The following is a 22,035-nucleotide window of genomic DNA, read 5'->3' as shown; positions in this document are numbered from 1 at the left end:
TCAGTCCTCCCAGCGGTTGATGAACTCCTCATAAAAGATGGGGTCGCTGACCGTGGCCCCACGTTGCATACAGATGGCTGCGGCAAACTCAGTGGCACTCCTAAGCATTTTCTGTGCGTGCCAACGACGGGTCAGGCCCAGCATGATTACGGCGCTGAAGGCATCGCCGGCGCCTACGGTATCTACCAGACGGTCGACCTTTGCTGCCGCGCTCCAGTGGTGCTGATCTCCATGGAGAAGAAGCGCACCATCTGCGCCCATCGTAACGAGAAGATGGGTGATATGATGCTGACGTGCCAGTTGCCGGGCCGCGCATTCAGCTTCGGTAGTACCCGTCACAAATTCGCGCAATTCATCATCATTCAGCTTGAGCCAGTCCGCATCCTGTATCAATGCGCGTACCTCCTCGGCCCGCCACCATGGGGCACGCAAATTGATATCAATGAAGGTAGGCAGATGAAGTTCGTGTCGTAGCCAGTGCAGGGTGTCACAGGAGGCAGCACTGCGTGCAGCCAGTGTTCCATGATAGAGGAGGCTCAAATTGTCATCGCTCAAGGCCATGCGGGCCTTCTCGCGATCAATGTGGTCGTAGGCCTGATCCGGTGCGATATGAAAGCGGTGGTAATCACCGTGCCATGTAATGGCAACCGTTCCGGTGGGATATACCGCACTTTTCTGCACGGCACGAGTATCCATGCCCCAATCGGCCATTTGCTGCAGCGCACCATGGCCATTGGCATCGTCGCCAATGCAGGTGAGAAATAGCGGCGACAGTCCAAAACCCTGCAGGTGCCAGGCGACATTGAACGGCGCCCCGCCGAGCACTTTTCTGCCATCGGGGAAGCAGTCGTACAACACCTCGCCGAAGATCAGTGGTCGTGTGCTGTCGTGTGAACAGTCAGTTTTTGCCATGTTTCGAATCCCTGAGCTGATTCGTTGAACGATGGCGACAGTGGGGCCATGAGGCCGTGCTTATGCCGCGGGTGCAGCCAGAAACTCAGCTGCGTGTGGTGATCGTAAGTGCAGACGTGGACAGGATTGTTTATTTATAACAGACCAGAGCCTTGATGGCAAAACGAAAAGGTCAGCGGTAGCCTTGCTTGAGGCGATAGACTACGCCATAAGCGGTGCGGACCATTTCGAACATGTCGACATAGCTGGTAGGGGACTCGGAACCGCCGAGGAATAGGTAACCACGTGGATTCATGCTCTGAGCGATGCGGGTGAGTATGTCCTTCTTCAACTCTGAAGAAAAATAAATCAACACGTTGCGGCAGAAAACGATGTCGAATTTCCCTAACGCGGCATAGCTCTGCATTAGATTCATTTCACGGAAGGATACGCGACTGCGAATTTCCGGTTTGACTTCCCAGCGATCGCCTTTCTGGACAAAGAATTTCTTGACCCGATCATCGGCGATGCCACGGACGATGGACATTTTGTCATATTGACCGTTGCTGGCATCCTTCAGCATGGTCGGAGAAATGTCAGTAGCTACGATTTGAATGTTGGTGGTCAGGGCGCCGGGTTTTGCCGCCATGAATTCCTGAATCACTATGCTGATGGAGTAGGGTTCCTGCCCCGAGGAACAGGCGGCCGACCAGATGCGTATCTGGCGTGCCTTCAGGCTACTGTATTCCGGCAGGATGATATTGGTGAGGATATCGAACGGATAGCGGTCACGAAACCACATGGTTTCGTTAGTGGTCATTGCATCGACAATACGCTCGCGCAGTTTGGTGTGGTGTTTTTGCTTGAGCTGGACCATCAGCTCGCTGAAGGTATTGATGTCAAACTCACGCATCAGGCGCGTCAAACGACTGGTGACGAGATAATGCTTGTTGTCGCCCAGCATGATGCCGCAGGCATCTTCGAGAAAACGGCGAAACTCCTCGTATTCGTTAGGGGCAATGTGAGTGGTGGTCACTTGGTATTCTCAGGCAAGTCGGCAGCGTAAATCATTTGCGAGCATGTCTGGTGCGAACTGCACCCCTACATGCGGTAGACCGGCGCACACTCAGCTCATGGCTTTCAGTCGCTCAATGACGGCGTTTGCCAGTTCGTCCGGTTTGAACTTGGCGATGAATTTGTTGGCCCCTACCTTTTCTACCAGTGAGTTGTTGAAGATGCCACTCAGCGAAGTGTGCAGGATCACATACAGTTCCTTGAGACGGTTGTCGGAGCGTATCTGGGTGGTCAGCGTATAGCCATCCATCTCCGGCATCTCCACGTCGGATATCACCATGCTGATCTGGTCAGTAACGGGGGTGCCGCTTTCCGCCATGGTATTTAGCATATTGAGTGCATCGCGGCCATCCTTGGCGAGGATGGTTTCTACGCCGATTTGATCCAGCGTGCGCTTGATCTGGTTGCGGGCGACGCTGGAATCGTCGGCCACCAGGATGCGGTGCTTGCGTTGCCCGATAGTGTTCCGGTTGTCTTCAATGATGCTGCTGGTGACGGTCTCGTCGATATGAATCACTTCCGCCAATACTTTTTCAACATCGATAATTTCCACCAGATCGTTATCGACACGTGTAACCGCGGTCATGTAGTTGTGACCAGAGCCCTTGGGCGGCGGCAGAATTTCTTCCCAGTTCATGTTGACGATGCGATCGACGCCGCTGACCAGGAAACCCTGCACGGCGCGGTTGTATTCGGTGACGATAATATAGGCTTGTGAGGTATCGGTGATGGGACGGCGACCGATGGCTTGGGCCAGATCCATGATGGTGATGGTCTTGCCACGCAGCGTGGCGACGCCTCGTACCACGGGGTGGGCGTGGGGCACTTTGGTCAGCGGCGGGCACTGGATGACTTCCTGCACCTTGAACACGTTGATACCAAAGCGCTGCTTGTCGCCGAGGCGAAACATCAACAGTTCGAGCCGGTTGTGTCCGGCCAACCGGGTGCGTTGGTTAACGCCGTCGAGTACGCCCGCCATTATTGTTGTCTCCGCTTGGTCCTGTGGTTCAGGGATGAGGCTGTTATCGGCAGGCCCTGCTGCCGCCTTAACCTGCCAGTCGGCACGTTATTTGCGTGCATCAGGTATAGCGGCCGGATTTCACCCGCGCCCTACGGCACCAAATCTGCCGAGTTGCCCAAAGTATATACGCTAACTGATTAATTCTGGTAAAGAAATGATTTTTGTTATTGCACAGTTCTTTCGCCATACAGCGATGAGGGTGGCGCCAATATCCCGGCGCTCACTGGCGCTGTTGTGCTGTGCTGGCGGTCTTCTTCTGCCAGGGGGGCTGCGGGCGGAGGAGTTGCAGTCACTGGAGTCCATCCAGCAGGCGGCCGTTGCCTATCTGGAGGGACAGCATGCCGACAGCCGGACTCCGCCGCAGGTGAGCGCCGGTCGCATAGACTCCCGTCTGCGCCTGGCCAGCTGCGACACGCCGTTGGAGGCCTTCACTCCTCCCGGGCAGCGTAATGTCGGCATGACCACGGTGGGGGTGCGGTGTGCTGCGCCGGTATCATGGACGGTGTACGTCCAGGCGACCGTGGCCCTGGTGCAGCCGGTACTGGTGGTGCGACGTTCGCTGCCGCGCGGCACGGTGTTGAGTCGCGCGGATGTGGATGTTGTGGAGCAGGACGTTACCCGCCTTGCTACGGGGTATCTTACTGATTTAAAAGACATTGAAGGTATGGTTCTACGGCGTTCGGTTACTGCCGGTGCGGTGTTGCATCCGGGACTGGTGCAGCACCCCGTGTCGATCCGGCGGGGTGAACGGGTGACCATTCTCGGCCAGGTCGGAGGAATTGAGGTCCGAATGGAGGGGCAGGCCTTGATGGATGGTGCCCGGGGGGAGGTGATACGTGCCCGTAACCTCTCGTCCGGACGGGACATCGAAGGTGTGGTGGTTGCCCCCGGGGTGATCCAGGTACGATTGTAATTAATTCGCAAATAGAGGCTAAAGTTTATCCCCAGCTGGCCGATACGGGATGTAGAGAAAAGGAGAGTAACCATGGCAATCAACAACATAACCGGTTTCCCCGGCAATCAGAGCCAGCGCGCCACTGACGGATCGCAGGTGCAGGTGGCCCGTAGTGAGCCGACCGCCTCCCAGCAGCAGACCGGGCGGCCCTCGACGATGGATACGGTCAGCCTGACCGATACCGCCGCCCGTCTGCGGGAACTGGAAAACAGCCTGGCTAAGATGCCGGTAGTGGACAGCCAGCGGGTGGAGAGCATCCAGCAGGCCATCGCCAACGGCAGCTACGAAATGGATTCCGGGCGCGTGGCAGAGAAGATGTTGCGCTTCGAACAGGATCTGCAGCGGTAATCATGCCCGTGGACCAGGCTTGCGCATCTCTCGGGCATCTCATGCAGCAGGAGCAGGAGGCCGCTGCGCGGCTGTTTGCTGTTCTCCAGACTGAACATGAGGCCATCGCGCGTCGTGATACGGATGCTTTGCAGCAAGCGGTGGCGGACAAGCAGGCTTTGCTCAATCAATTGGAGAATAGCCACAACCGGCGTTTGCAGCTGATGCAGGCGGCAGGTTTGAATTCCGGCCCCGATGGGTTCGACATCATGCTGGAGCGGTGTGCCGCCTCCGGCCATGATTTGTTCCTCCGCTGGAATGACCTCAAAGAAAGTCTGGTATCTTGCCAGCGACAGAATCAATTGAACGGCGCCGTGCTGGAAAGCAGCCGGCGCAGCACGCACCGGGCTCTTTCCATCCTCTTGGGTGGGCAGGGAGACAGCTCCGAGTTGTACAACCAGGCGGGCAAATCCACTCCCTCGATGCCAGGCAGTAACCGCGTTATCAAGGCCTGAACCCTTGTTAAGCTTCCCCCCGCGCTAACGCGCACCGCACTTTCGCCTTTTATTTTGCTGTTGCCTACCACAGTGACGGTGGCGGCATCCGTTGTGCACTCCCTAAACACGTCGCGCCGAATTGAATATTAGAAATACATTAATTGCTGAATGTAAAAATTTTCATAGCTACCGCTTTAGAGGTATCCCCATCAGAAGATATTTAGCAAATTCAGTTAATTGCCATCGGACTTTTCTTGAGTTGTCACAAACCTGTCCTATAACTAATGCGCGAGTGTGTTAAAACACACACCAATGTGCGTCAGGAACCACACGGTTTGATTTGGATCAAGGCGCCTTGCGATACGAAGGATGACCATGACGCGAGGTTTACTTTGTCACCAACCAAGAAAAGGGAGAGGGCTGATATGAAGCCGACTGCAAAACGTACGCTCTCGATGCTGGCGGGCCTGGGAATAGGTCTGGTTGCATCGACGAGTGCCTGGTCCAACTCGACACTGGAACAGGTCATGAAGGCGCGGAACCTGACCCAGAAGGATCTGCTGGCAGCCGCCAAAACCTATACACCCTCTGGTGCCCGCGACGAGTTCATCGCATTTGCCTCCGGTGGCCAGAGCGGTCAGGTCATCGTCTACGGCATCCCGTCGATGCGCATCCTCAAGTACATCGGTGTGTTCACGCCGGAGCCGTGGCAGGGCTACGGCTTTGAGGAAGAATCCAAGGCAGTGCTGGCTCAGGGGCGTATCCAGGGCAAGGACATCACCTACGGTGATACCCACCACCCGGCCATCTCCGAGACCAAGGGTGAATACAACGGCCGCTGGCTGTTCATCAACGACAAGGCCAATCCGCGTATCGCCGTTATCGACCTGCATGACTTTGAAACCAAGCAGATCGTGGTCAATCCGCTGTACAAGTCGTCCCATGGCGGCGCCTTTGTCACCGAGAACACCGAGTACGTGATCGAGGCGGCTCAATACGCCGCGCCGTTCGAGAACAAGTTCGTTCCGCTCGAAGAGTTCAACGAGAAGTACCGTGGTGGTATCACCTATTGGAAGTTCAATAACGACACTGGCCGCATCGAACCGGAAAACTCCTTCTCCGTTGAAGCACCTCCCTATAGCCAGGACCTGTCCGATGCAGGCAAGGGGCCGAGCCACGGCTGGTCCTTCACCAATTCCTTCTGTAGCGAGCGCTATGTGGGCGGCATCGAGCGTGGCCGTCCGCCCTTCGAGGCGGGTTGTTCCTCCAAGGACACCGACTTCCTCCATGTCGTGAACTGGAAGAAGGCCGAAGAACTGGTCAAGGCCGGCAAGGCCAAGAAGGTGAATGGCCACAACGTGATCACCATGGACGTGGCGGCGAAGGAAGGGGTGCTGTTCCTGATCCCCGAGCCGAAGAGCCCCCATGGCGTGGATGTGTCGCCGGATGGCAAGTTCATCATCGTGGCCGGCAAGCTGGATTCGCACGTAACCGTGTACAGCTTCGACAAGATCCAGGCCGCCATCAAGGCGAAGAAGTTTGAAGGCAAGGATCCGTACGGCCTGCCCATCATCGCCCTGAAGGATGCAGTGCATAAGCAGGTACAGCTGGGCCTCGGTCCTCTGCACACCCAGTACGACGCCAAGAAGTGCGTGGTCTACACCTCGCTCTACGTGGACTCGATGGTGGCCAAGTGGGACTACTGCGAAGGCAAGGTGCTGGATAAAATCTCCATCCATTACAACATTGGTCACCTGATGACCATGGAAGGCGATTCCGTCACCCCGCAGGGCAAGTATCTGGTCGCCCTGAACAAACTGGCCATCGACCGCTTCAACCCGGTTGGCCCGTTGCATCCGCAGAACCATCAGCTCATCGACATCAGTGGCGACAAGATGGAGTTGTTGTATGACATGCCGCTGCCGCTGGGTGAGCCTCACTATGTGGTCGCCATCAAGGCTGATCGTCTGCAGCCGACAGTGCGTTACGCCTCCGGCACCGATAGCCGTACCGACAAGCGTCATCCGCATGCCGTGCGTGCCGGCCGCGAGAAGACCGAGCGTACCTGCGACAACACGGGCAAATGCACGGTACGTGTACTGGGTACGGCGATACGCTCGCACTTCACCCCGGAGATCATCGAGGCCGAAGTGGGTGATGAGGTGCTGTTCCACATCACCAACCTGGAGCGTGCGCAGGATCAGACCCACGGCTTCGCCATCTACGGCCACAACGTGCAGATGTCCCTGGAGCCGGGTAAGACGGCGACTGCCCGCATGGTTGCTGACAAGGAAGGCGTCTATCCGTACTACTGCACCGAGTTCTGCTCGGCGCTGCACCTGGAAATGCAGGGCTACCTGCTGGTTCGCCCGAAGGGCTACCAGGCCAAAGCCGTGTCGATGCAGGAAGGCGTGAAGTACACCAAGGCTGATTACGACACCCAGGTCAAGACCAACATCGAGACCCAGGCCGTAATCGACTCCGTGGTGGCCTTCATCACCAGCCACAACTACCAGGAGTTCCCGACCGTGGTCGGTCTGGTGGAAGACGCCACCGACCAGCTTGAGTTCGCCAAGGACGCCAAGGCCAAGTCGGAAGCCGCTGCGGCCAAGCAGGATTGGCAGAATGCCATGCTGTGGGCCAATCAGTGGTGGCAGTACCAGGTGAAGGCGGCTGACCTCGGTCTGCGTGCCAAGACCCACCTGGAAGAGAACAAGGCTAAGAAGATTAAGTAAGACAGTCTGTCTTTGATCAGAGTCAAAGACTAAATTGACAGGGGGACGCATTGTGTCCCCCTGTTTTTTGTAAAAGGCAAAAGGAGACACCCATGAAGTACCTGAACAAGCTCACCTTGGCGGCCATGACTGTTGGCGGTTTGCTGATCGGCGGAACCGCCTTGGCACAGGACGGTGCTACCCTGTACAAAACCAAGACCTGCATCGCCTGCCACGGTATGAATGGCAATGCGCCGGTACTGCCGACCTATCCCAAGTTGGCGGGTCAGAATGCGGCCTATGCGCTGCAGCAGATGAAGGACATCAAGAGCGGCGCCCGCAACAACGGTCAGACCGTGGCCATGAAGGGGGTGATGCACCTGGTTTCCGATGAGGAGATGAAGGCCATTGCCGATTGGTTGGCTACGGTTCAGCCTTGAGTGCCATCAGTGGCGCTCGTCTTGATGCGCGTCAAAGCGTTTTTTGAATTGAAGCATATACTGATATTCAACAACGGCACGGTGCCGTTTTCCACCAAGTGTGGTTGAGGACTTGGGTTTGTGTAGAGGAGCGATTCGGGACAGGCACGCCGGACAGGCGGCCCGGATCACTCCACCTAGAAGAGGGGTACGGTATGAAAGTGGTTCTGAAATCAGCATTGTTTGTTGCCTTGGCCATGTCGGCCAGCGGCGTGGCGCTGGCGGCCGAAGGTGGCAAGGTCAAGATGCCCGCCTGGCAGATGCAGGGTGACGAACTGGAAATCGCCATGGGGCTGAAGGGTGATGCCAAGCGTGGGCGTGATGTATATGAAGTCTGTGCGGCCTGCCACATGCCGGAAGGCTGGGGTTTGCCCGACGGAACCTTCCCGCAGCTGGCCGGCCAGCATCGCACGGTGCTGATCAAGCAGCTGGCCGATATTCGCGCGCAAAACCGCGACAATCCGACCATGTACCCGTTTGCTTTGCCGTCGCAGATCGGTGGTGCGCAGGCAGTTGCCGACGTGGTGGAATACATGGCCACCCTGCCGATGACTCCGGAGAATGGCGTTGGCCCCGGCACTGATCTGGCGCTGGGTCAGCAACTGTACAAAGACAACTGCGTGCGTTGCCACGGTCCGAATGGCGAAGGGAACAATGACGAGTTCATGCCGTTGATCCAGGGACAGCACTACGAGTACATCAAGCGGCAGTTCCGTGAGATTCGTGACGGTGCCCGCCGTAACGCCAATCCGGACATGGTCAAGCAGGTGAAGGGTTTCTCGGATCGCGATCTCAGCGCGGTCAGTGATTACGCCTCACGTCTGAAGCCGCCCGCCGATCGCCTCGGTCCTCCGGGCTGGCATAATCCTGACTTCGACTAAACTCAATATATCCGCCGTACCATTCCGGTACGGCGGATAATTGCAGCATCTTTATCCACGCCCATCTTCGGGTGTGCCGTTCAACTCCTTTCCTGACTCAAGGAACGCGAACGCCATGACTTCCGCACAAGATCGCACAAAGCTCATCCTCACCGGGCTGCTGACTCTGACTGCCCTTGTACTGCTGGTGGCGATTTATTACACCCCCACCTGGTGGGTATCGCTCAAGGCCCCCAATTATCCGCCCGAGTCCTTTCCTGATGGTGTGCGCATCCATTTCCACATGAATGGTGTGTTCAACGGCTGCACCATGGTGGAGAAGGCCGAGATCCGCGAGGATGAGGCACTGGATTGCGTGCATGAGATGGATACCATCAATCATTACGTGGGTATGTATCCCATTGCTGCCGGTGGCCCGGTGGAGAAGGCCTATTCACAGTTCCTGATGGTGCTGCTGGGAGTGATGGTGGTGGGGTTCGCCCTGCCCTGGCGCAAGGTGCGCCTTGGGGTCATGGCTGTGGGTTTCATCGTAATCGCGGGATGGATGTATATGACCATGTATAGCGATAATGGAATTCGCCTGCAGAACACCGGTTATGTGGATGCCTTGCTGGCATCGTTGGATCAGGAAAAAGGTGAAAGCAATGAACAGGCTGCCAGTATGGATCCTGGGCGGGCCTTGATCGAACAGCTACGCCGCGCCATGGCCGAAAAGGAAGCGCCGGTGGAACAAGTGAAGCCGAAAAAGGCCGAGAAGCCTGCCAGCGACAAGGAGCGCTATATCGACAGCCTGCGTGTCACCTTTGAACACGATCAGCGGCGCAAAGGGCGGGACGATGTATGGACTGGTAGTGGCTTCCAGGTAATGTCCTGGCACTATGAAAAGAATTTGGGCCGCTATTTCAATAATCCGGAAGAAATCGGGCCGATGGTTGACACCTTGAAACTGGCAACGCACCTGCTGTTTGTTGGTATTCTCGGCGCCATGGTGCTATTGCTGTGGGGGGCGCGGCAGTCACGCGGTTTCCTGTATTGGGTGTTGGCCTTGGCCCCGATGGCCTTGCCGGTATTCTTCATCATCGAATATGCGGCGTGGCTGTGGTGGTTTGGTCATAGCCTGCATGAAATGGCGGCATTTACCGTCAAACCGTTCATGCCTACGGTATTTGGTGACGGCAAGGTGGCCCAGTTCTCCACCCACTCCTATCCCCACATCGGTTTTGGCCTGATGCTGTTGTTCAGTGTGGTGATGGCAGCACTGGCCTTGCTGCGCCGCAAGCAAATCATGACCAGCGAAGCGGGGGACGCATGACGGTAGTGCCACGTTCCCTTGCCCTTTGGGGCGTAGGGCTTCTATTTTGGTTAGGTAGCGCGGCGCTTGTTGCCGAAGAGGCGCGGCCGTTACAGCCGATCCTGAACGAAGCCAAGGCGGGCGGTACACTGGTTCTGGAACCAGGGTATTACCGCGGTCCAGCCATCCTGGACAAGCCGCTGACGTTGGAGGGGAACGGCAAGGTCACCATCGATGCCGGTGGTCGCGGCACAGTGCTGGTAGTGGATACCGATGGCGCAACCATCTCCGGGTTACGCCTTGTAGGTTCGGGGCTATCTCACAATGATCTCGATTCCGGCATTCAGGTGCGCGGCAAGTACAATGTCATCAAGGACAATGTGATTGAAGACACCTTGTTTGGCATCGATCTGCAGCAGTCCAACAACAATATCGTGCGCCGTAATCGTATCAGCTCGAAGAACATAGAGCTTGGCATGCGCGGGGATGCTATCCGATTGTGGTACAGCTACGACAACCGCATCATGGACAACGTTGTGACGAACTCCAGGGACATTGTCATCTGGTACTCGCGCGACAACACGATCTCGCGTAATACCGCCAGTGGCGGCCGCTACTCCATGCATTTCATGTATTCACAATTCAATCTGGTTGAAGACAATACCTTTTTTGATAATTCGGTAGGCATATTTGTGATGTATAGCGACGGTGTGGTGATGCGCAATAACCACATTCGCAATGCCACTGGTACTACCGGTGTTGGTATCGGCTTCAAGGAATCATCCAATGTCGTTACCGAAAACAACCAGATTCTCTACTGCGCCAATGGTATCTATATTGATGTATCGCCGTATGAGCCGGATACCACCAATGCCTTTATCAATAATATTGTTGCCTATAACGGCATTGCGGTGCGGTTCCATAATGATTGGATAGGCAATGAGTTTCGCGGCAACCAGTTCAAAGGCAACCTGACACAGGTGGCGGTCGGCGGCGGCGGGACGGCTACGCGTCACCTCTGGCAAGGCAACCACTGGGATGACTATGAAGGGTTTGATCGCGACAATGATGGCATCGGTGACACGCCACACGAAATGCACGCCTACGCAGACAGGCTATGGATGGACGTGCCGCCGGCGCAGTTCTTCAAGGGCTCGCCCCTGCTAGAGGTATTGGATTTTCTGGAACGCCTGGCGCCGTTCAGCCCGCCCAAACTGTTGCTGCGCGACGCTGTGCCAGTGATCAGGGTCAGAGGCGAATCATGAGTGATGACAAGCAATCCTCGGGCAAAGGCAGTCCGGACAACGCGGAATTGCCGGTGGTCAATCGCCGCAAGCAGCAGGAACGACGCCAATTTCTGCGTTCGCTGATGCTACTCACCGGCATAGTAGGCATATCTGCTATGGGGTATGTGCCGGTCGCGCGTTCATGGAATCCGCGCCTGCGCCCGCCCGGTGCGCTGGACGAGGCGGAGCTTCTGGCCTCCTGCATCAAATGCGGTCAATGCGTTCAGGTTTGCCCGGTTGAGGCGATCAAACTGGCCGACATTATGGACGGCTTCGGTGTTGGTGTTCCCTATGTGGATGCAAGGGCGCAGGCATGTGATTTTTCCTGTGACGGCCTGCAATGCATTCTTGCCTGCCCCACGGGCGCCTTGTCGCATGACCTCAATTATCCCCACGAGATTCGCATGGGATTCGCGCGTCTGGACCGCCCCGATCTCTGCCTGGCCATGCACGGCAAGGGGTTCAAGGGTCAGATTCGCGGGCCGGAATTTGATGGACTGTTTCGTTATGTCGAGATTGATCGCTGGAAGCCGCAGCGAGTGCATGAGCAACGGTTCGATCTGGAGATATGCGACCTCTGTGTAAGTCATTGCCCGATAGAAATTCGTATTGCCCAATGTCAGGCTGGTGAACCTCCATCCGGCGACATCAATCAATGTCCACCGCGTCATGCCATTGAGCTGCAAGCGGAAGACCGTGGTGATGGCGTGATGCGTATGCGGCCTGTCGTGCTGGACGGCTGCGTCGGATGCGGTGCCTGCGAAATGGTCTGTCCGACGGAACCGGCGGCCATTGTCGTTGATATTGAGAGCACGGTGGAGCGGGTATGAACTTCTTCAAAGAATCTCTGCTGCAACTGCTGGGGCGTGCACCGAGCAAGCCCAAGCCGGAGGATTTCACGCCTGAAGTAAAACAGATTCATTTCTATAAGCGGGGTGAAAAAGTTACGCTGGAGGAAATTCGGGCGGAGCATGCGGCACATCATTCCCACAAATGGCGCAACCGCCGTTGGGCAACGCTGATAACCGTCAATCTGCTGTTTGTGGTGTCTTATTATTTTGATGTGCAGTTGCTCGAAGGCGCGCTGACCGCATCCAGGTTCATCGGCTTCCACATGGCGGACCTCAATGCGGCGCTGCAGGTTATGTTGGCGTTCAAGCATGTGGTGCTTAATCTTCTTATTGGTACGGTAACCATATTTATTCTATGGTTGTTGCTTGGCGGCCGCACGTTCTGTTCCTGGGTGTGTCCTTACCATCTGGTAGCCGAGTGGGCAGAAAAGATTCACCTTTGGTTGGTAGAACGCAAGCTGATCACGAGTTACACCTTCCATCGCGGTGTGCGGACGGTGTTCTATGTGGTTTTCGCGCTGTTGGCGCTGGCCACCGGTTACACCGTATTTGAAACCATTTCACCTACCGGCATCCTGAGCCGCGCCATTATTTACGGTGCGAGTCTGGCCTTGGGTTGGGTGGCGTTCCTGTTGCTATTCGAAATTTTTGTATCGCAACGCGCCTGGTGCCGCTATGTTTGCCCCATCGGCATGACCTATGGTGTGGTCGGTCTGTTTTCGCCACTGCGCGTTGTTTACAATGTGGAGTCATGCAAGCACGAAGGGGAATGCCGTAAGGTCTGCGAGGTGCCTCATGTGCTGGAGCCGGTGATTAAGGGGCGGGCCACGGATGTCAAGGTGCCTATCGGCGCCGACTGTACGCGATGTGGCCTGTGCATCGATACCTGTCCCACCGGTTCGTTGCGCTATGAAATCAAGGGCCTGAACAAGGTGCTATAAAAATATCCGCCGACTAACGGGTGTACGCGTGATAACTATAAACGGGCTGTCCAAACGATTCCGTCGTACCGAGGTATTGCGCGGTATCGACCTGACGATCAATCGTGGTGAGCGTATCGCCTTGATCGGCGCCAATGGTGCCGGCAAAACCACGCTCATCCGTTGCCTGCTGGGCGAATATACCCATGACGGCACTGTTACGGTGGTTGGCAAGAATCCGCGCTTGGAGCGCGAGACCGTACTCGCCCATGTGGGTTTCGTTCCGCAGTTGCCGCCGCCGTTGAAGATGCCGGTATCGCAGCTGATGAAATTTGCGGCCGATCTGTGCGGCTCACAGGTGGCTGATATGAAACAGGTAGCCGCCCGTCTTGGTTTGGATACCGACCGCATTGCCAGTCAGCCGTTCGTAAAACTGTCCGGGGGACAGAAGCAGAAGCTGCTCATTAGCGTTGCTCTGGGGCGTAACGCGGATTTGCTCATTCTGGATGAGCCCGCAGCCAATCTCGATCCGGAGGCCCGCCACAATCTGTTCCAATTATTGGCTGAACGCCAAGAGCATGCCGTGATGCTGATTTCCAGCCATCGGTTGGATGAGGTGGCTTCGCTCGTCAATCGCGTGGTCGAAATGGATCAAGGGACAGTGACGCTGGATGATCGTGTCGCTGACACGGTGGACATGGCCAGTACACTGCAATGTGACGTGCGTCTCAGTCGCGACGAGCCAGCGTTTGCCAAGGCCATCGCGGACTGGGGCTTTGTGGCCGAGGGCTTATCCTGGCACGGTAAAGTGGCGGCCCCCGATCGCCTGCGCTTTCTGGGCGTGCTATCACGCTATGCCGGTGTTCTGGCGGCCATCGAGATGCGGGAGAATGGGCAATGAGCGTCGCCTCCCGTCTTCTTCTGTCGTTGATTTTTTTGGGTGTGCTGGCGGGGTGTTCCGGTGAGCCGGAAACCGGCCCGGCAGAGGTGAAATGGGACCGCGACGTCTGCGAGCGTTGCCGGATGGTGCTGAGTGATCGGCTGTATTCTGCCCAGGTCCGCGGTGGGGCTGAGGGGCAAAAGACCAAGGTGTACCGATTTGATGACATCGGTTGCGCTGTGCTGTGGCTGGAACAGCAACCTTGGCGTGGGGATCCGCGCACCGAAATCTGGGTCAACGATTACCGTACCGGGGCCTGGATCGATGCGCGCGCGGCCTATTATGTGAAAGAGCGTATTACGCCGATGGCCTATGGGTTGGGGGCGCAGGCCGATCCGGTGCCGGAGGCTCTGAGTTATGCCCAGGCTCTTGAACATGTGCATTTGGTGGAGCAGCGGTTCAATTCACCTGACGCGCTTTCCGAAACACTGTCTCGCGACAGCGCGCCGGTCGGCCGCTGAGTCATATCAAGGACCGCTATGAAACATCTTTGGCTCACCGCCCTTACCGATGTCATCGAGTCGCTGCGTGCGCGCTGGTTCATGACCTATACCGCCATCTTCGGCGGCATGGTCGTTCTCCTGTTTGTGTTCGGCCTGACCGAGTCACGCATCATGGGTTTTACCGGACTTACCCGTATCCTGGTGACCTACCTGCAATTGACCATGGCGATACTGCCATTGTTCGTGCTGATCACTACGGTACGTTCGGTGGCGGGTGATCGCGAAGCCGGCGTGTTCGAGTACTTGCTGTCTTTACCGGTCGGACTGGCAGCATGGTATTGGGGCAAGATGCTCGGACGTTTCACCGTGATTTTCCTGCCGGTGTTTCTGGCCATGAGTGCTGCGCTGGTCTGGGGTGTCGCCCGCGGGGCTGAAGTGCCGTGGCATATCTACGGTTACTACACGGTGTTCCTGTTCGGCCTGTCCTGGTGTTTCCTCGGCATAGGCATGTTGATATCGTCCATGGCCAGGACGGCGGATGTGGCGCAGGGGGCCGCCTTCGTGGTGTGGTTGACGCTGGTTTTGTTCCTCGATCTGATTCTCTTGGGTGTGATGATACGCGAGCAGTTGCCGGCTGACACCGCCGTGGCCATTGCACTGAGCAATCCGCTACAGGTGTTTCGTACGGCGACCATGATGCTGTTTGATCCGCAGTTGGTACTTCTTGGTCCTACGGCTTTTGTCATTCTCGATAATTTTGGCGAGACCGGTTACCTGTGGTGGGCGTCGCTGTACCCGCTGCTGCTGGGTACCCTCTGTGCCGGTGTCGGCTATTTGTTGTTCCGGCGTGGCGACCTGCCGTAATCCCGGGGAAGGAATGGCACTGATGGAACGCTGGTTGTGGGGTGCAGTCGCGCTATTGGCAGTGGCGGTGGGGGGCCTGTTTGCCTACAAATATCTGTTGCCGCAGAATGACCTGCCGGTGGTGACTGCTGTTGCACCGTCCTGTGATGTCCAGTTGGGGGTGTGTACCGCGGTTATCGATAATGTCGGCACGGTAACGCTGACAATCGCGCCACGCCCGATCCCTCTGGTTGAGCCGCTGAGTTTTCAGGTGAGTACAAATATTCCCGGTGTACGGCGGGCAGAGATAGATTTCAGCGGTGTCGATATGAATATGGGCTACAACCGTTTCCTCCTGAATGCAGTGGCGGAGGGGGGATATGCAGGCGAGGGCATGTTGCCGGTATGTGTACGTAACCGCATGACATGGGAAGCCAAGGTCATGCTGTCGACCGACAGCGTCACCTATGTGGCGCCGTTCCGTTTCGATACCGTCTCGCGGCGCTGATATGACGATGCGTTTGCTTGCGCCAGCTTCGCTGCTGGCCTTGTTGCTGATGGTGTTCGCCGGCATGCTGTTTTGGCAGCCAGGCGAACATGCATCAGGAGTGTCCCCGGCGGGAGATTTCGAGTTGGCTACGCCACGTGGGATAGTGAGCCTACAGCAATTGCGCGGCAAGGTGGTGGTGCTGTATTTCGGTTATACCTGGTGCCCCGATGTTTGTCCTACCTCGCTGGCTTTGTTGGGTATGGCATTGCACAAGCTGGCGCCGCAGGAGCTGGAGGCAGTTCAGCCTGTATTCATCAGTGTCGACCCGGAACGCGATACGCTGGAGCGGCTGGCAGAGTACACGCCCTATTTTCATCCCGCCTTGCTCGGGGCCACCGGGACGCCGCAACAGATTGCCGAAGTCGCACGGCACTATGGTGTGGCCTATGCCCGTGAGCAGGGCGGTGGTGTGACGGACTACACCGTCGATCATTCCTCGCTTACCTACCTGTTGGATCGCAATGGCAAGTTACATGAGGTCTTGCCCCATGGTACATCGCCAGACAAGATTGTCATCGCCATTCGTCAGCTTTTGGTGCAGTAGCTCAGTTCGATACCTGACGTTGTTGCTGCTGCTGTCGAATTCTGGCAGTGGTCATACCGAGAGCCTCTCAAGCCGCCACTGGGTGCTGTTCAACACCACCTGTGCACGCTGTCATGAGGCACAGTGTAGTGGACGCCTGAGTCTGGGCCAGGATGACGCCCGATCCCGCGCCCATGTGGAGCGTTATGCCGGCCGTCTGACGGATGACCTGCACCAGCAGCTGTTCACCTATCTGCAGCACATGAAGGAGTTTTGCGGCTTTGCCGCCATTGCCCCGGGCGTCGAGTCGCGCGCAGTATGGTCGGAAGCGCAACTGGCCTCCTTCCATAGTCCGAATGGTGATGCCTATTTCGTGCCATTGGGTGAATTGGGGGTAGGCAAGCACCGACTGCAGGTACGCCTGACGGGCGGGGACTGGTCAGCCCAGATTGTTTCGTCATCTTTCGACGTCATGGCAGAGTCCACATCCTGTGGCGCTGGCGAAGAGTTCGGCTTGGACTTCAACTCCAGCGGGGGGATGCACTATCTACGCATCATGGGGCGCAAGGCGTTACGAGTGCATGAACTGCGGCTGGGCACAACTCATCGTGAAACTCACTGAACGTCGTCGACGGTGGCCAGGAAGGCAAAGATATCCATGAGTTCCGCATCGGTGAATTGCGTGAGCAATTCCACCGGATCGGATTCGTCGTGGATGCGGATCCCCTGGCGGTATTTGTCCACCTGACGCAGCAGATACTTGGTGTGCTGCCCGGCGATCATGGGCACATCACGGTCGTGACGTCCCCAGCCGTCGGTGCCGTGGCAGGAACGACACTCCTTGTTGTATAACGCCCGTCCCTTGTCCGGATCACCTTCCTCTGTGCGCGGGATGTTCAGTACCCGGCGTGCCATTTGCAGTCGCTCCAGCGGATCGAAGGGTTGGCTTTCGTCGATGGGGGGCAGGCGGGTGAGCAGTTCCAGCTGCGCCAGATAGGCGCTCACGTCATAGACGTCGTCTTCCGGGAAATCGCGCGGATTGACGTATTCCAGCATGGCCATGTTGTCCAGCTTGCGGTCGCGAAACAGGTGCATCTGTTTGACGATGAATGCCATCGGTTGCCCGGCGATGCGCGGGTATTCGCCGTCCTTGCCACCTTGGCCGAATTCGCCATGACAGCCGGCGCAGAGCTCATTGATGTCGCGTCCGTTGCGCAAGTCGAATTTGTCCTGGGCCGCCAGTCCGAGCGGTGTGAGGCAGCACATCAGCGTGGCCAGTTTCAACAGCGTATTCATGCCGCAGACTCCAATATCTGTACTGATTTCATTGGAATTAGTATATGTAGACGGCGCGGCCAGGTATTTGATGGATATCAAGGTGGGGGAAATGAAAACGGGGCCTTGCGGCCCCGTTTTCAGTCCTGCCTGCGAACAGCTTAACCGAAGGTGTCGGCGGTGATGTTCTTGAACCACGAGTGGGCGTAGGCCACCTCGCGGCGCAAGGCCTCTTCCGAGGCATCGGCCGGAGTCAGACCACCTGAGCCTGCCACACCGGCAATCTTGCCGTCGGTGAGCTTGTACACGGCCGCAACGGAGATACCGTGCTCCGGGGTGATCAGGCTGTAGCAGGTGTTGACATAGGCCGGTACCGGAGCCTCCATGCCGCTGAGCAGGGCGACCACGGCCGCTGCACACACCTTGGCCTGGGAGTTGGCGGAATAGCCGGACTTCGGCATTTCGCCAGCGATGCTGGCATCGCCCAGGACATGGATGTTGGCATGAATGGTGGACTCGAAGGTGCCCTGATTGACCGGGCACCAGCCCTTGTCGTTCACCAGACCTGCCGTGTGGGCGATCTTGCCGGCCCGCTGCGGCGGGATCACGTTCACGACATCGCCCTTGTACTTCTCGACGGCGCCCTGCACGGAGCGACTGGCCACATCGACAGACTCGATCTTGCCGCCGCCGGCTGCGCCAACCCACTCGATCATGTCACCGTAGTGTTTCTTCCAGCCGGCCATGAACAGGCCCTGCTTGGCGAACTTGTCCTTGGCGTCGAGGATCAGCACCTTGGACTTGGGCTTATGCTTCTTCAGGTAATGAGCGATCTGGGCAGCACGCTCGTACGGACCGGGGGGGCAGCGGAACGGATTGTCCGGTGCGCTGATGATGACCGTACCGCCATCCTTCATGTCCTGCAGCTGCTTCTGCAGGATGGTGGTCTGCGGACCGGCCTTCCAGGCGTGCGGCATGACCTCGGCGGCCTTCTCGTCGTAACCACCAATGGCACCCCACTGGAAGTCGATGCCGGGAGCCACCACGCAACGGTCATAGCTGAAGCTCTGGCCGCCAGCGGTGGTCACCTTGCGCGCGGCAGCATCGATGGCGGTGACGGTGTCGTTGACCACCTTGACGCCGTGCTTGCCCAGGCCGGTGTAATCGAACTTGATGGAGTCCATGGTGCGCTCGCCACCCAGCACTTCATTGCTCATGAAGCAGGTGTAGTAGTGCTTGTTGGGCTCGATCAGGGTGACTTCGATGGAGGCATCGGCGCGGCGCAGGTATTTGGCCACGGTGGCACCACCGATACCGCCGCCGACGACCACGACCTTCTTGCTGGCACCGAGGGCGATGTGCGGAACACCGATGGCACCGACTGCTGCGGTACCGCCGGCAACCTTGAGGAAGTTTCTACGAGTAATGTGCGTCATGTTTTGGCCCCTTCCCATTCTTATTTCTGGCTACCGTAGTAATGCACGAGCTGCTCGATGCTGTCCTTACCGGCCTTTTCCTTCTTCAGCATCTCGTCGACCTTGGACTTCATCTTCTTCGGCATCTCACGGCTGCCGCTGATGAAGTCGTCGAAGGAGTAGCGCAGGTAGGGCATCATCTGGCCAGCCAGAATGCCGCCGTCGTCGGCCATGCGGCCGCCTTCTTCATGGCACTTCTCGCAGTAACGGTCGTGCAGGCGCTTGCCGGCGCTGGCCAGCTTCTTGTCGGCGCCTTGCTCGATGCGGACGAACTTCTGTTCGGCGAAGAAGCCGGCCATCAGCTTGATCTCGTCGTCGCTGTAGCCCTTGGCGATGCGATCCATGATGGTGGCAGGACGTTTGCCGCTCTTGTATTCCTGCATGGTTTCGATGAAGTACTCGCCCTTCATACCGGCGATAGACGGGGTGGCGGGACCGTTGCTGGAACCGTCGGTGCCGTGGCAGCCGGCACAGGTGTTGGCCAGCATGGACGCGCTCGGGCCGGACGCCAGTGCGGCACCACCCAGGGCCAGACCGCCCAGGACGATGGCGCCCTGCATGATAGTCTTGTATTTCATGGGACCTCCTTTGGTTTGCTCTTGGTTCGCTTTTATGTCGTCAACTACGCTTGTTACACCTAACTACATGCCACACTGGCAACATCCCAGTGATTCCTGAAATTCTTTAACGGGCGCCGGCCTTTTCCAGCAGTTGCACGGTATCTTTGTGTTTGCCGGCCCGTGCCAGGCTGAGCGCCGTGGCGCCATTCTTATCCTTGATCGAAACATCGGCGCCACGTTCGAGCAGCAGGCGCACCACCTTGGTGTGGCCACCGGCAGCGGCCTCCATCAGCGGGGTGCTACCGCTGGCGTCCTGGTGATTGATGAAGGCGCCGCGCTGCAACAACAGCTCGGTGGTATGCAGATGGTCGTTGCCGGCAGCCCAGGCCAGGGCGCTGGAGCCGTCATCACTGACGGCTTGAATATCCACGCCGTGATCCAGCAGCATCTTTACGACATGCAGATGGCCCTTGCCAGATGCCACCAGCAGGGCATTGGCGCCGTCGCGGTTGCGCAAGTCAGGGTCGGCTCCGGCCCCCAGCAGCAGACGAACGGCGGCGAGGTTGTCTTTTTCGGCAGCGATCATGAGTGGCGTGTAGCCGTCCCGATCCGACACATTGACGTTGGCGCCACGGGAGAGCAGCAGTTCCATCACGTCCACATGATCGTAGCGGGCGGCGATGGCGAGGGCATCCCAGCCGGCGCGGGTCTTATCCTGCACGCGGGCGCCGGCGTCCACCAGCCGTTTCACCAGGTTGATGTCGCCTTGTTCGGCGGCAAAGGTGAGGGCAGTGCAGCCCACGGTGCTGCGTGCGTTCACATCGGCGCCTTGGGACAGCAGCAGCTCGACGACGTCGAGATTGCCTTCCTCAGCGGCAAACATCAGGGCGGATTTGCCGAAGGGGGTTTTGGCGTTGGGGCTGGCGCCCTGCTTGAGCAGGTTGCGGGCCTGATCCACGTCGCCGATGAGCGCCGCTTCGCGCAGTTCCTTGTCCAGATCCTTGGCATTTCCTGCTGCACCCCACAGCAACAGTAGGGTCAACAGCAGGAAGGTCTTTACACTCATTGCTTTGGGCATTGCGCTGTTCTCGGTCCTGAACGTTGCATGGACGAGGCCGTGTCACGGCCCTTAGGCATCCTCGTCTTCGGCGGCTTCGTAATCATCCGGTTCATCCGGCATGTGGTGGACGATACCCTTGTGACAGTCGATGCAGGTGCGGCCGCGCATCGGCGCCTGCTCATGGCGGTTGCGGGCGGAGCGGCTCTGTTCGCTGAAATCCATATCCTCGTATTCGTGGCAGGTGCGGCACTCGCGGGAGTCGGTGGCCTTCATTTTAGCCCACACCCGGTTCGCCATGTCCCAGCGGTGGGCCTCGAACTTCTCCTCGGTGTCCACCGTACCGGCGATCTGATGATAGATATCCTTGACCGCGATGATCTTGGCCGCAACCTTGGGGAAGAACTCCTTGGGCACATGGCAGTCGGCACATTCAGCCTTTACGCCAACGCGATTCTTGTAGTGCTTGGTTTCCTTATATTCTTCGTAGTTCCAGCGCATGGTGTGGCAGGAAATACAGAATTCGGTGGTGTTGGTGTAGGCGAAGAAGCCGTTGACGCCAGCCAGGGCGAGGGCACCGCCGACAAACAACGCAAATCCGATGATGTATTTTTTCATGGTGGTGTAATGACCCAGCTTTATATTTGTTTCATACCCAGTTACGGCGGGTCACGGGGACGTTGCGGGTCTCTGCTGACCTGACAACCCGTACCGGCAAACCTGCCTGCACATAAAGATTTTCATCTAAACATGATCACGCGAGACAGGCAAATATCCCCTCCTGAGTACGGTATCTAGGATACATATATAGTGTCCTGTGGCACCGCTTGCCGACAGTCCGGGTCTTGGCGTACTAGGGTATAACCGAAGGCAAAATACATGCCACTCAACTGACGGAGCGCGGATGCCGTAACGCATTGTTTTAAAGGTGTTAATTTTCAGCGCCATGATTTTTCCTAGGGTGGCAGACCTGTCATTAGGCATGCCGTCATGACAATATATGTCATGCGTTGAAGGGGGGAGGCATGCCAGGGCTCGCGTAGGTAATCAGTGGCACATGTGCTATATTTCGCGCCGTCTAACGGCCGGCAACGGACGGGCGATACGGGGCGGTAGCTCAGCTGGGAGAGCGTCGCGTTCGCAATGCGAAGGTCGGGAGTTCGATCCTCCTCCGCTCCACCA

The 22,035-nt window shown here is 57.5% G+C and carries 24 protein-coding genes and 1 tRNA gene; 17 read left to right on the top strand and 8 right to left on the bottom strand.

The genetic code is table 11. The features are described 5' to 3' along the window. The 3 genes from ACMV8A_RS11275 to ACMV8A_RS11265 form a co-directional block, all read right to left on the bottom strand. Entirely contained in the window at nucleotides 1-912 is a 912-nt protein-coding gene (locus tag ACMV8A_RS11275) for a carbohydrate kinase family protein (RefSeq protein ID WP_495325894.1), read from the bottom strand. Nucleotides 913-1,084: 172 nt separating this feature from the next. After that, nucleotides 1,085-1,927, bottom strand: a complete 843-nt coding sequence (locus ACMV8A_RS11270; RefSeq protein WP_495325893.1) for a CheR family methyltransferase — start codon at nucleotides 1,925-1,927, stop codon at nucleotides 1,085-1,087. Nucleotides 1,928-2,017: 90 nt separating this feature from the next. After that, nucleotides 2,018-2,944 (bottom strand): chemotaxis protein CheV, encoded by a 927-nt coding sequence (locus ACMV8A_RS11265; protein ID WP_495325892.1) that lies wholly within the window; start codon nucleotides 2,942-2,944, stop codon nucleotides 2,018-2,020. 325 nt (nucleotides 2,945-3,269) lie between these two features. Here ACMV8A_RS11265 and flgA point away from each other — a divergent pair, with 325 nt between their 5' ends. From flgA to ACMV8A_RS11185, 16 genes are all read left to right on the top strand, one after another. Further along, a complete protein-coding gene (flgA, locus tag ACMV8A_RS11260; protein ID WP_495325890.1) occupies nucleotides 3,270-3,899 on the top strand; it encodes a flagellar basal body P-ring formation chaperone FlgA in 630 nt (209 codons plus the stop codon). 72 nt (nucleotides 3,900-3,971) lie between these two features. Further along, nucleotides 3,972-4,289: a flagellar biosynthesis anti-sigma factor FlgM gene (flgM, locus tag ACMV8A_RS11255; protein WP_495325889.1), complete on the top strand. Its 318-nt coding sequence runs from the start codon at nucleotides 3,972-3,974 to the stop codon at nucleotides 4,287-4,289. A 2-nt stretch (nucleotides 4,290-4,291) separates the two neighbouring features. Next, nucleotides 4,292-4,783 (top strand): flagella synthesis protein FlgN, encoded by a 492-nt coding sequence (locus tag ACMV8A_RS11250; RefSeq protein WP_495325888.1) that lies wholly within the window; start codon nucleotides 4,292-4,294, stop codon nucleotides 4,781-4,783. Nucleotides 4,784-5,190: 407 nt separating this feature from the next. Beyond that, nucleotides 5,191-7,500, top strand: coding sequence for a Sec-dependent nitrous-oxide reductase (gene nosZ / locus ACMV8A_RS11245; RefSeq protein WP_495325887.1), 2,310 nt, complete (start codon nucleotides 5,191-5,193; stop codon nucleotides 7,498-7,500). Nucleotides 7,501-7,592: 92 nt separating this feature from the next. After that, on the top strand, nucleotides 7,593-7,919 hold the full coding sequence (locus tag ACMV8A_RS11240) for a c-type cytochrome (RefSeq protein WP_495325886.1): 327 nt from the start codon (nucleotides 7,593-7,595) through the stop codon (nucleotides 7,917-7,919). Nucleotides 7,920-8,113: 194 nt separating this feature from the next. Then, nucleotides 8,114-8,839 carry a c-type cytochrome gene (locus ACMV8A_RS11235; RefSeq protein ID WP_495325885.1) on the top strand — a complete coding sequence of 242 codons (726 nt, stop codon included), beginning with the start codon at nucleotides 8,114-8,116 and terminating at the stop codon, nucleotides 8,837-8,839. Nucleotides 8,840-8,879: 40 nt separating this feature from the next. Beyond that, the gene (locus ACMV8A_RS11230; RefSeq protein WP_495325883.1) at nucleotides 8,880-10,151 is read left to right on the top strand and encodes a hypothetical protein; all 1,272 of its coding nucleotides are present in this window, start codon (nucleotides 8,880-8,882) and stop codon (nucleotides 10,149-10,151) included. Beyond that, nucleotides 10,148-11,395: a nitrous oxide reductase family maturation protein NosD gene (nosD, locus tag ACMV8A_RS11225; protein WP_495325882.1), complete on the top strand. Its 1,248-nt coding sequence runs from the start codon at nucleotides 10,148-10,150 to the stop codon at nucleotides 11,393-11,395. The genes ACMV8A_RS11230 and nosD overlap by 4 nt, the downstream gene beginning before the upstream one ends. Next, entirely contained in the window at nucleotides 11,392-12,246 is an 855-nt protein-coding gene (locus tag ACMV8A_RS11220; RefSeq protein ID WP_495325881.1) for a 4Fe-4S dicluster domain-containing protein, read from the top strand. Before nosD ends, ACMV8A_RS11220 begins: the two co-directional genes overlap by 4 nt. Then, a complete protein-coding gene (locus ACMV8A_RS11215) occupies nucleotides 12,243-13,208 on the top strand; it encodes a NapH/MauN family ferredoxin-type protein (RefSeq protein ID WP_495325880.1) in 966 nt (321 codons plus the stop codon). Before ACMV8A_RS11220 ends, ACMV8A_RS11215 begins: the two co-directional genes overlap by 4 nt. A gap of 28 nt (nucleotides 13,209-13,236) precedes the next feature. Continuing rightward, a complete protein-coding gene (locus ACMV8A_RS11210; protein ID WP_495325879.1) occupies nucleotides 13,237-14,088 on the top strand; it encodes an ABC transporter ATP-binding protein in 852 nt (283 codons plus the stop codon). Continuing rightward, nucleotides 14,085-14,588, top strand: coding sequence for a nitrous oxide reductase accessory protein NosL (locus ACMV8A_RS11205; RefSeq protein ID WP_495325878.1), 504 nt, complete (start codon nucleotides 14,085-14,087; stop codon nucleotides 14,586-14,588). Before ACMV8A_RS11210 ends, ACMV8A_RS11205 begins: the two co-directional genes overlap by 4 nt. An 18-nt stretch (nucleotides 14,589-14,606) precedes the next feature. Further along, on the top strand, nucleotides 14,607-15,434 hold the full coding sequence (locus tag ACMV8A_RS11200; RefSeq protein WP_495325876.1) for an ABC transporter permease: 828 nt from the start codon (nucleotides 14,607-14,609) through the stop codon (nucleotides 15,432-15,434). Nucleotides 15,435-15,456: 22 nt separating this feature from the next. Beyond that, nucleotides 15,457-15,921 carry a hypothetical protein gene (locus ACMV8A_RS11195; protein WP_495325874.1) on the top strand — a complete coding sequence of 155 codons (465 nt, stop codon included), beginning with the start codon at nucleotides 15,457-15,459 and terminating at the stop codon, nucleotides 15,919-15,921. 1 nt (nucleotide 15,922) lies between these two features. Beyond that, the gene (locus tag ACMV8A_RS11190; protein WP_495325873.1) at nucleotides 15,923-16,507 is read left to right on the top strand and encodes an SCO family protein; all 585 of its coding nucleotides are present in this window, start codon (nucleotides 15,923-15,925) and stop codon (nucleotides 16,505-16,507) included. A 19-nt stretch (nucleotides 16,508-16,526) separates the two neighbouring features. Beyond that, a complete protein-coding gene (locus ACMV8A_RS11185; RefSeq protein WP_495325872.1) occupies nucleotides 16,527-17,108 on the top strand; it encodes a hypothetical protein in 582 nt (193 codons plus the stop codon). On the opposite strand, the gene ACMV8A_RS11180 is transcribed toward ACMV8A_RS11185, so the two are convergent. The 5 genes from ACMV8A_RS11180 to ACMV8A_RS11160 form a co-directional block, all read right to left on the bottom strand. Beyond that, nucleotides 17,102-17,782 (bottom strand): c-type cytochrome, encoded by a 681-nt coding sequence (locus ACMV8A_RS11180; RefSeq protein WP_495325870.1) that lies wholly within the window; start codon nucleotides 17,780-17,782, stop codon nucleotides 17,102-17,104. The genes ACMV8A_RS11185 and ACMV8A_RS11180 overlap by 7 nt on opposite strands. 140 nt (nucleotides 17,783-17,922) lie before the next feature. Beyond that, nucleotides 17,923-19,197 (bottom strand): FCSD flavin-binding domain-containing protein, encoded by a 1,275-nt coding sequence (locus ACMV8A_RS11175; RefSeq protein WP_495325868.1) that lies wholly within the window; start codon nucleotides 19,195-19,197, stop codon nucleotides 17,923-17,925. A gap of 20 nt (nucleotides 19,198-19,217) precedes the next feature. Then, nucleotides 19,218-19,814, bottom strand: a complete 597-nt coding sequence (locus ACMV8A_RS11170) for a c-type cytochrome (RefSeq protein ID WP_495325867.1) — start codon at nucleotides 19,812-19,814, stop codon at nucleotides 19,218-19,220. A gap of 106 nt (nucleotides 19,815-19,920) precedes the next feature. After that, the gene (locus tag ACMV8A_RS11165) at nucleotides 19,921-20,874 is read right to left on the bottom strand and encodes an ankyrin repeat domain-containing protein (protein WP_495325866.1); all 954 of its coding nucleotides are present in this window, start codon (nucleotides 20,872-20,874) and stop codon (nucleotides 19,921-19,923) included. A gap of 51 nt (nucleotides 20,875-20,925) precedes the next feature. Then, the gene (locus tag ACMV8A_RS11160) at nucleotides 20,926-21,471 is read right to left on the bottom strand and encodes a NapC/NirT family cytochrome c (protein ID WP_495325865.1); all 546 of its coding nucleotides are present in this window, start codon (nucleotides 21,469-21,471) and stop codon (nucleotides 20,926-20,928) included. Nucleotides 21,472-21,959: 488 nt separating this feature from the next. On the opposite strand from ACMV8A_RS11160, the gene ACMV8A_RS11155 reads away from it, so the two are divergent. Further along, nucleotides 21,960-22,035, top strand: a tRNA-Ala gene (locus ACMV8A_RS11155).

This window comes from Sulfurivermis sp. (genome assembly GCF_059410345.1).
The sequence above is the reverse complement of the archived record's forward strand: the minus strand, read 5'-3'. Positions and strand labels throughout refer to the sequence as shown.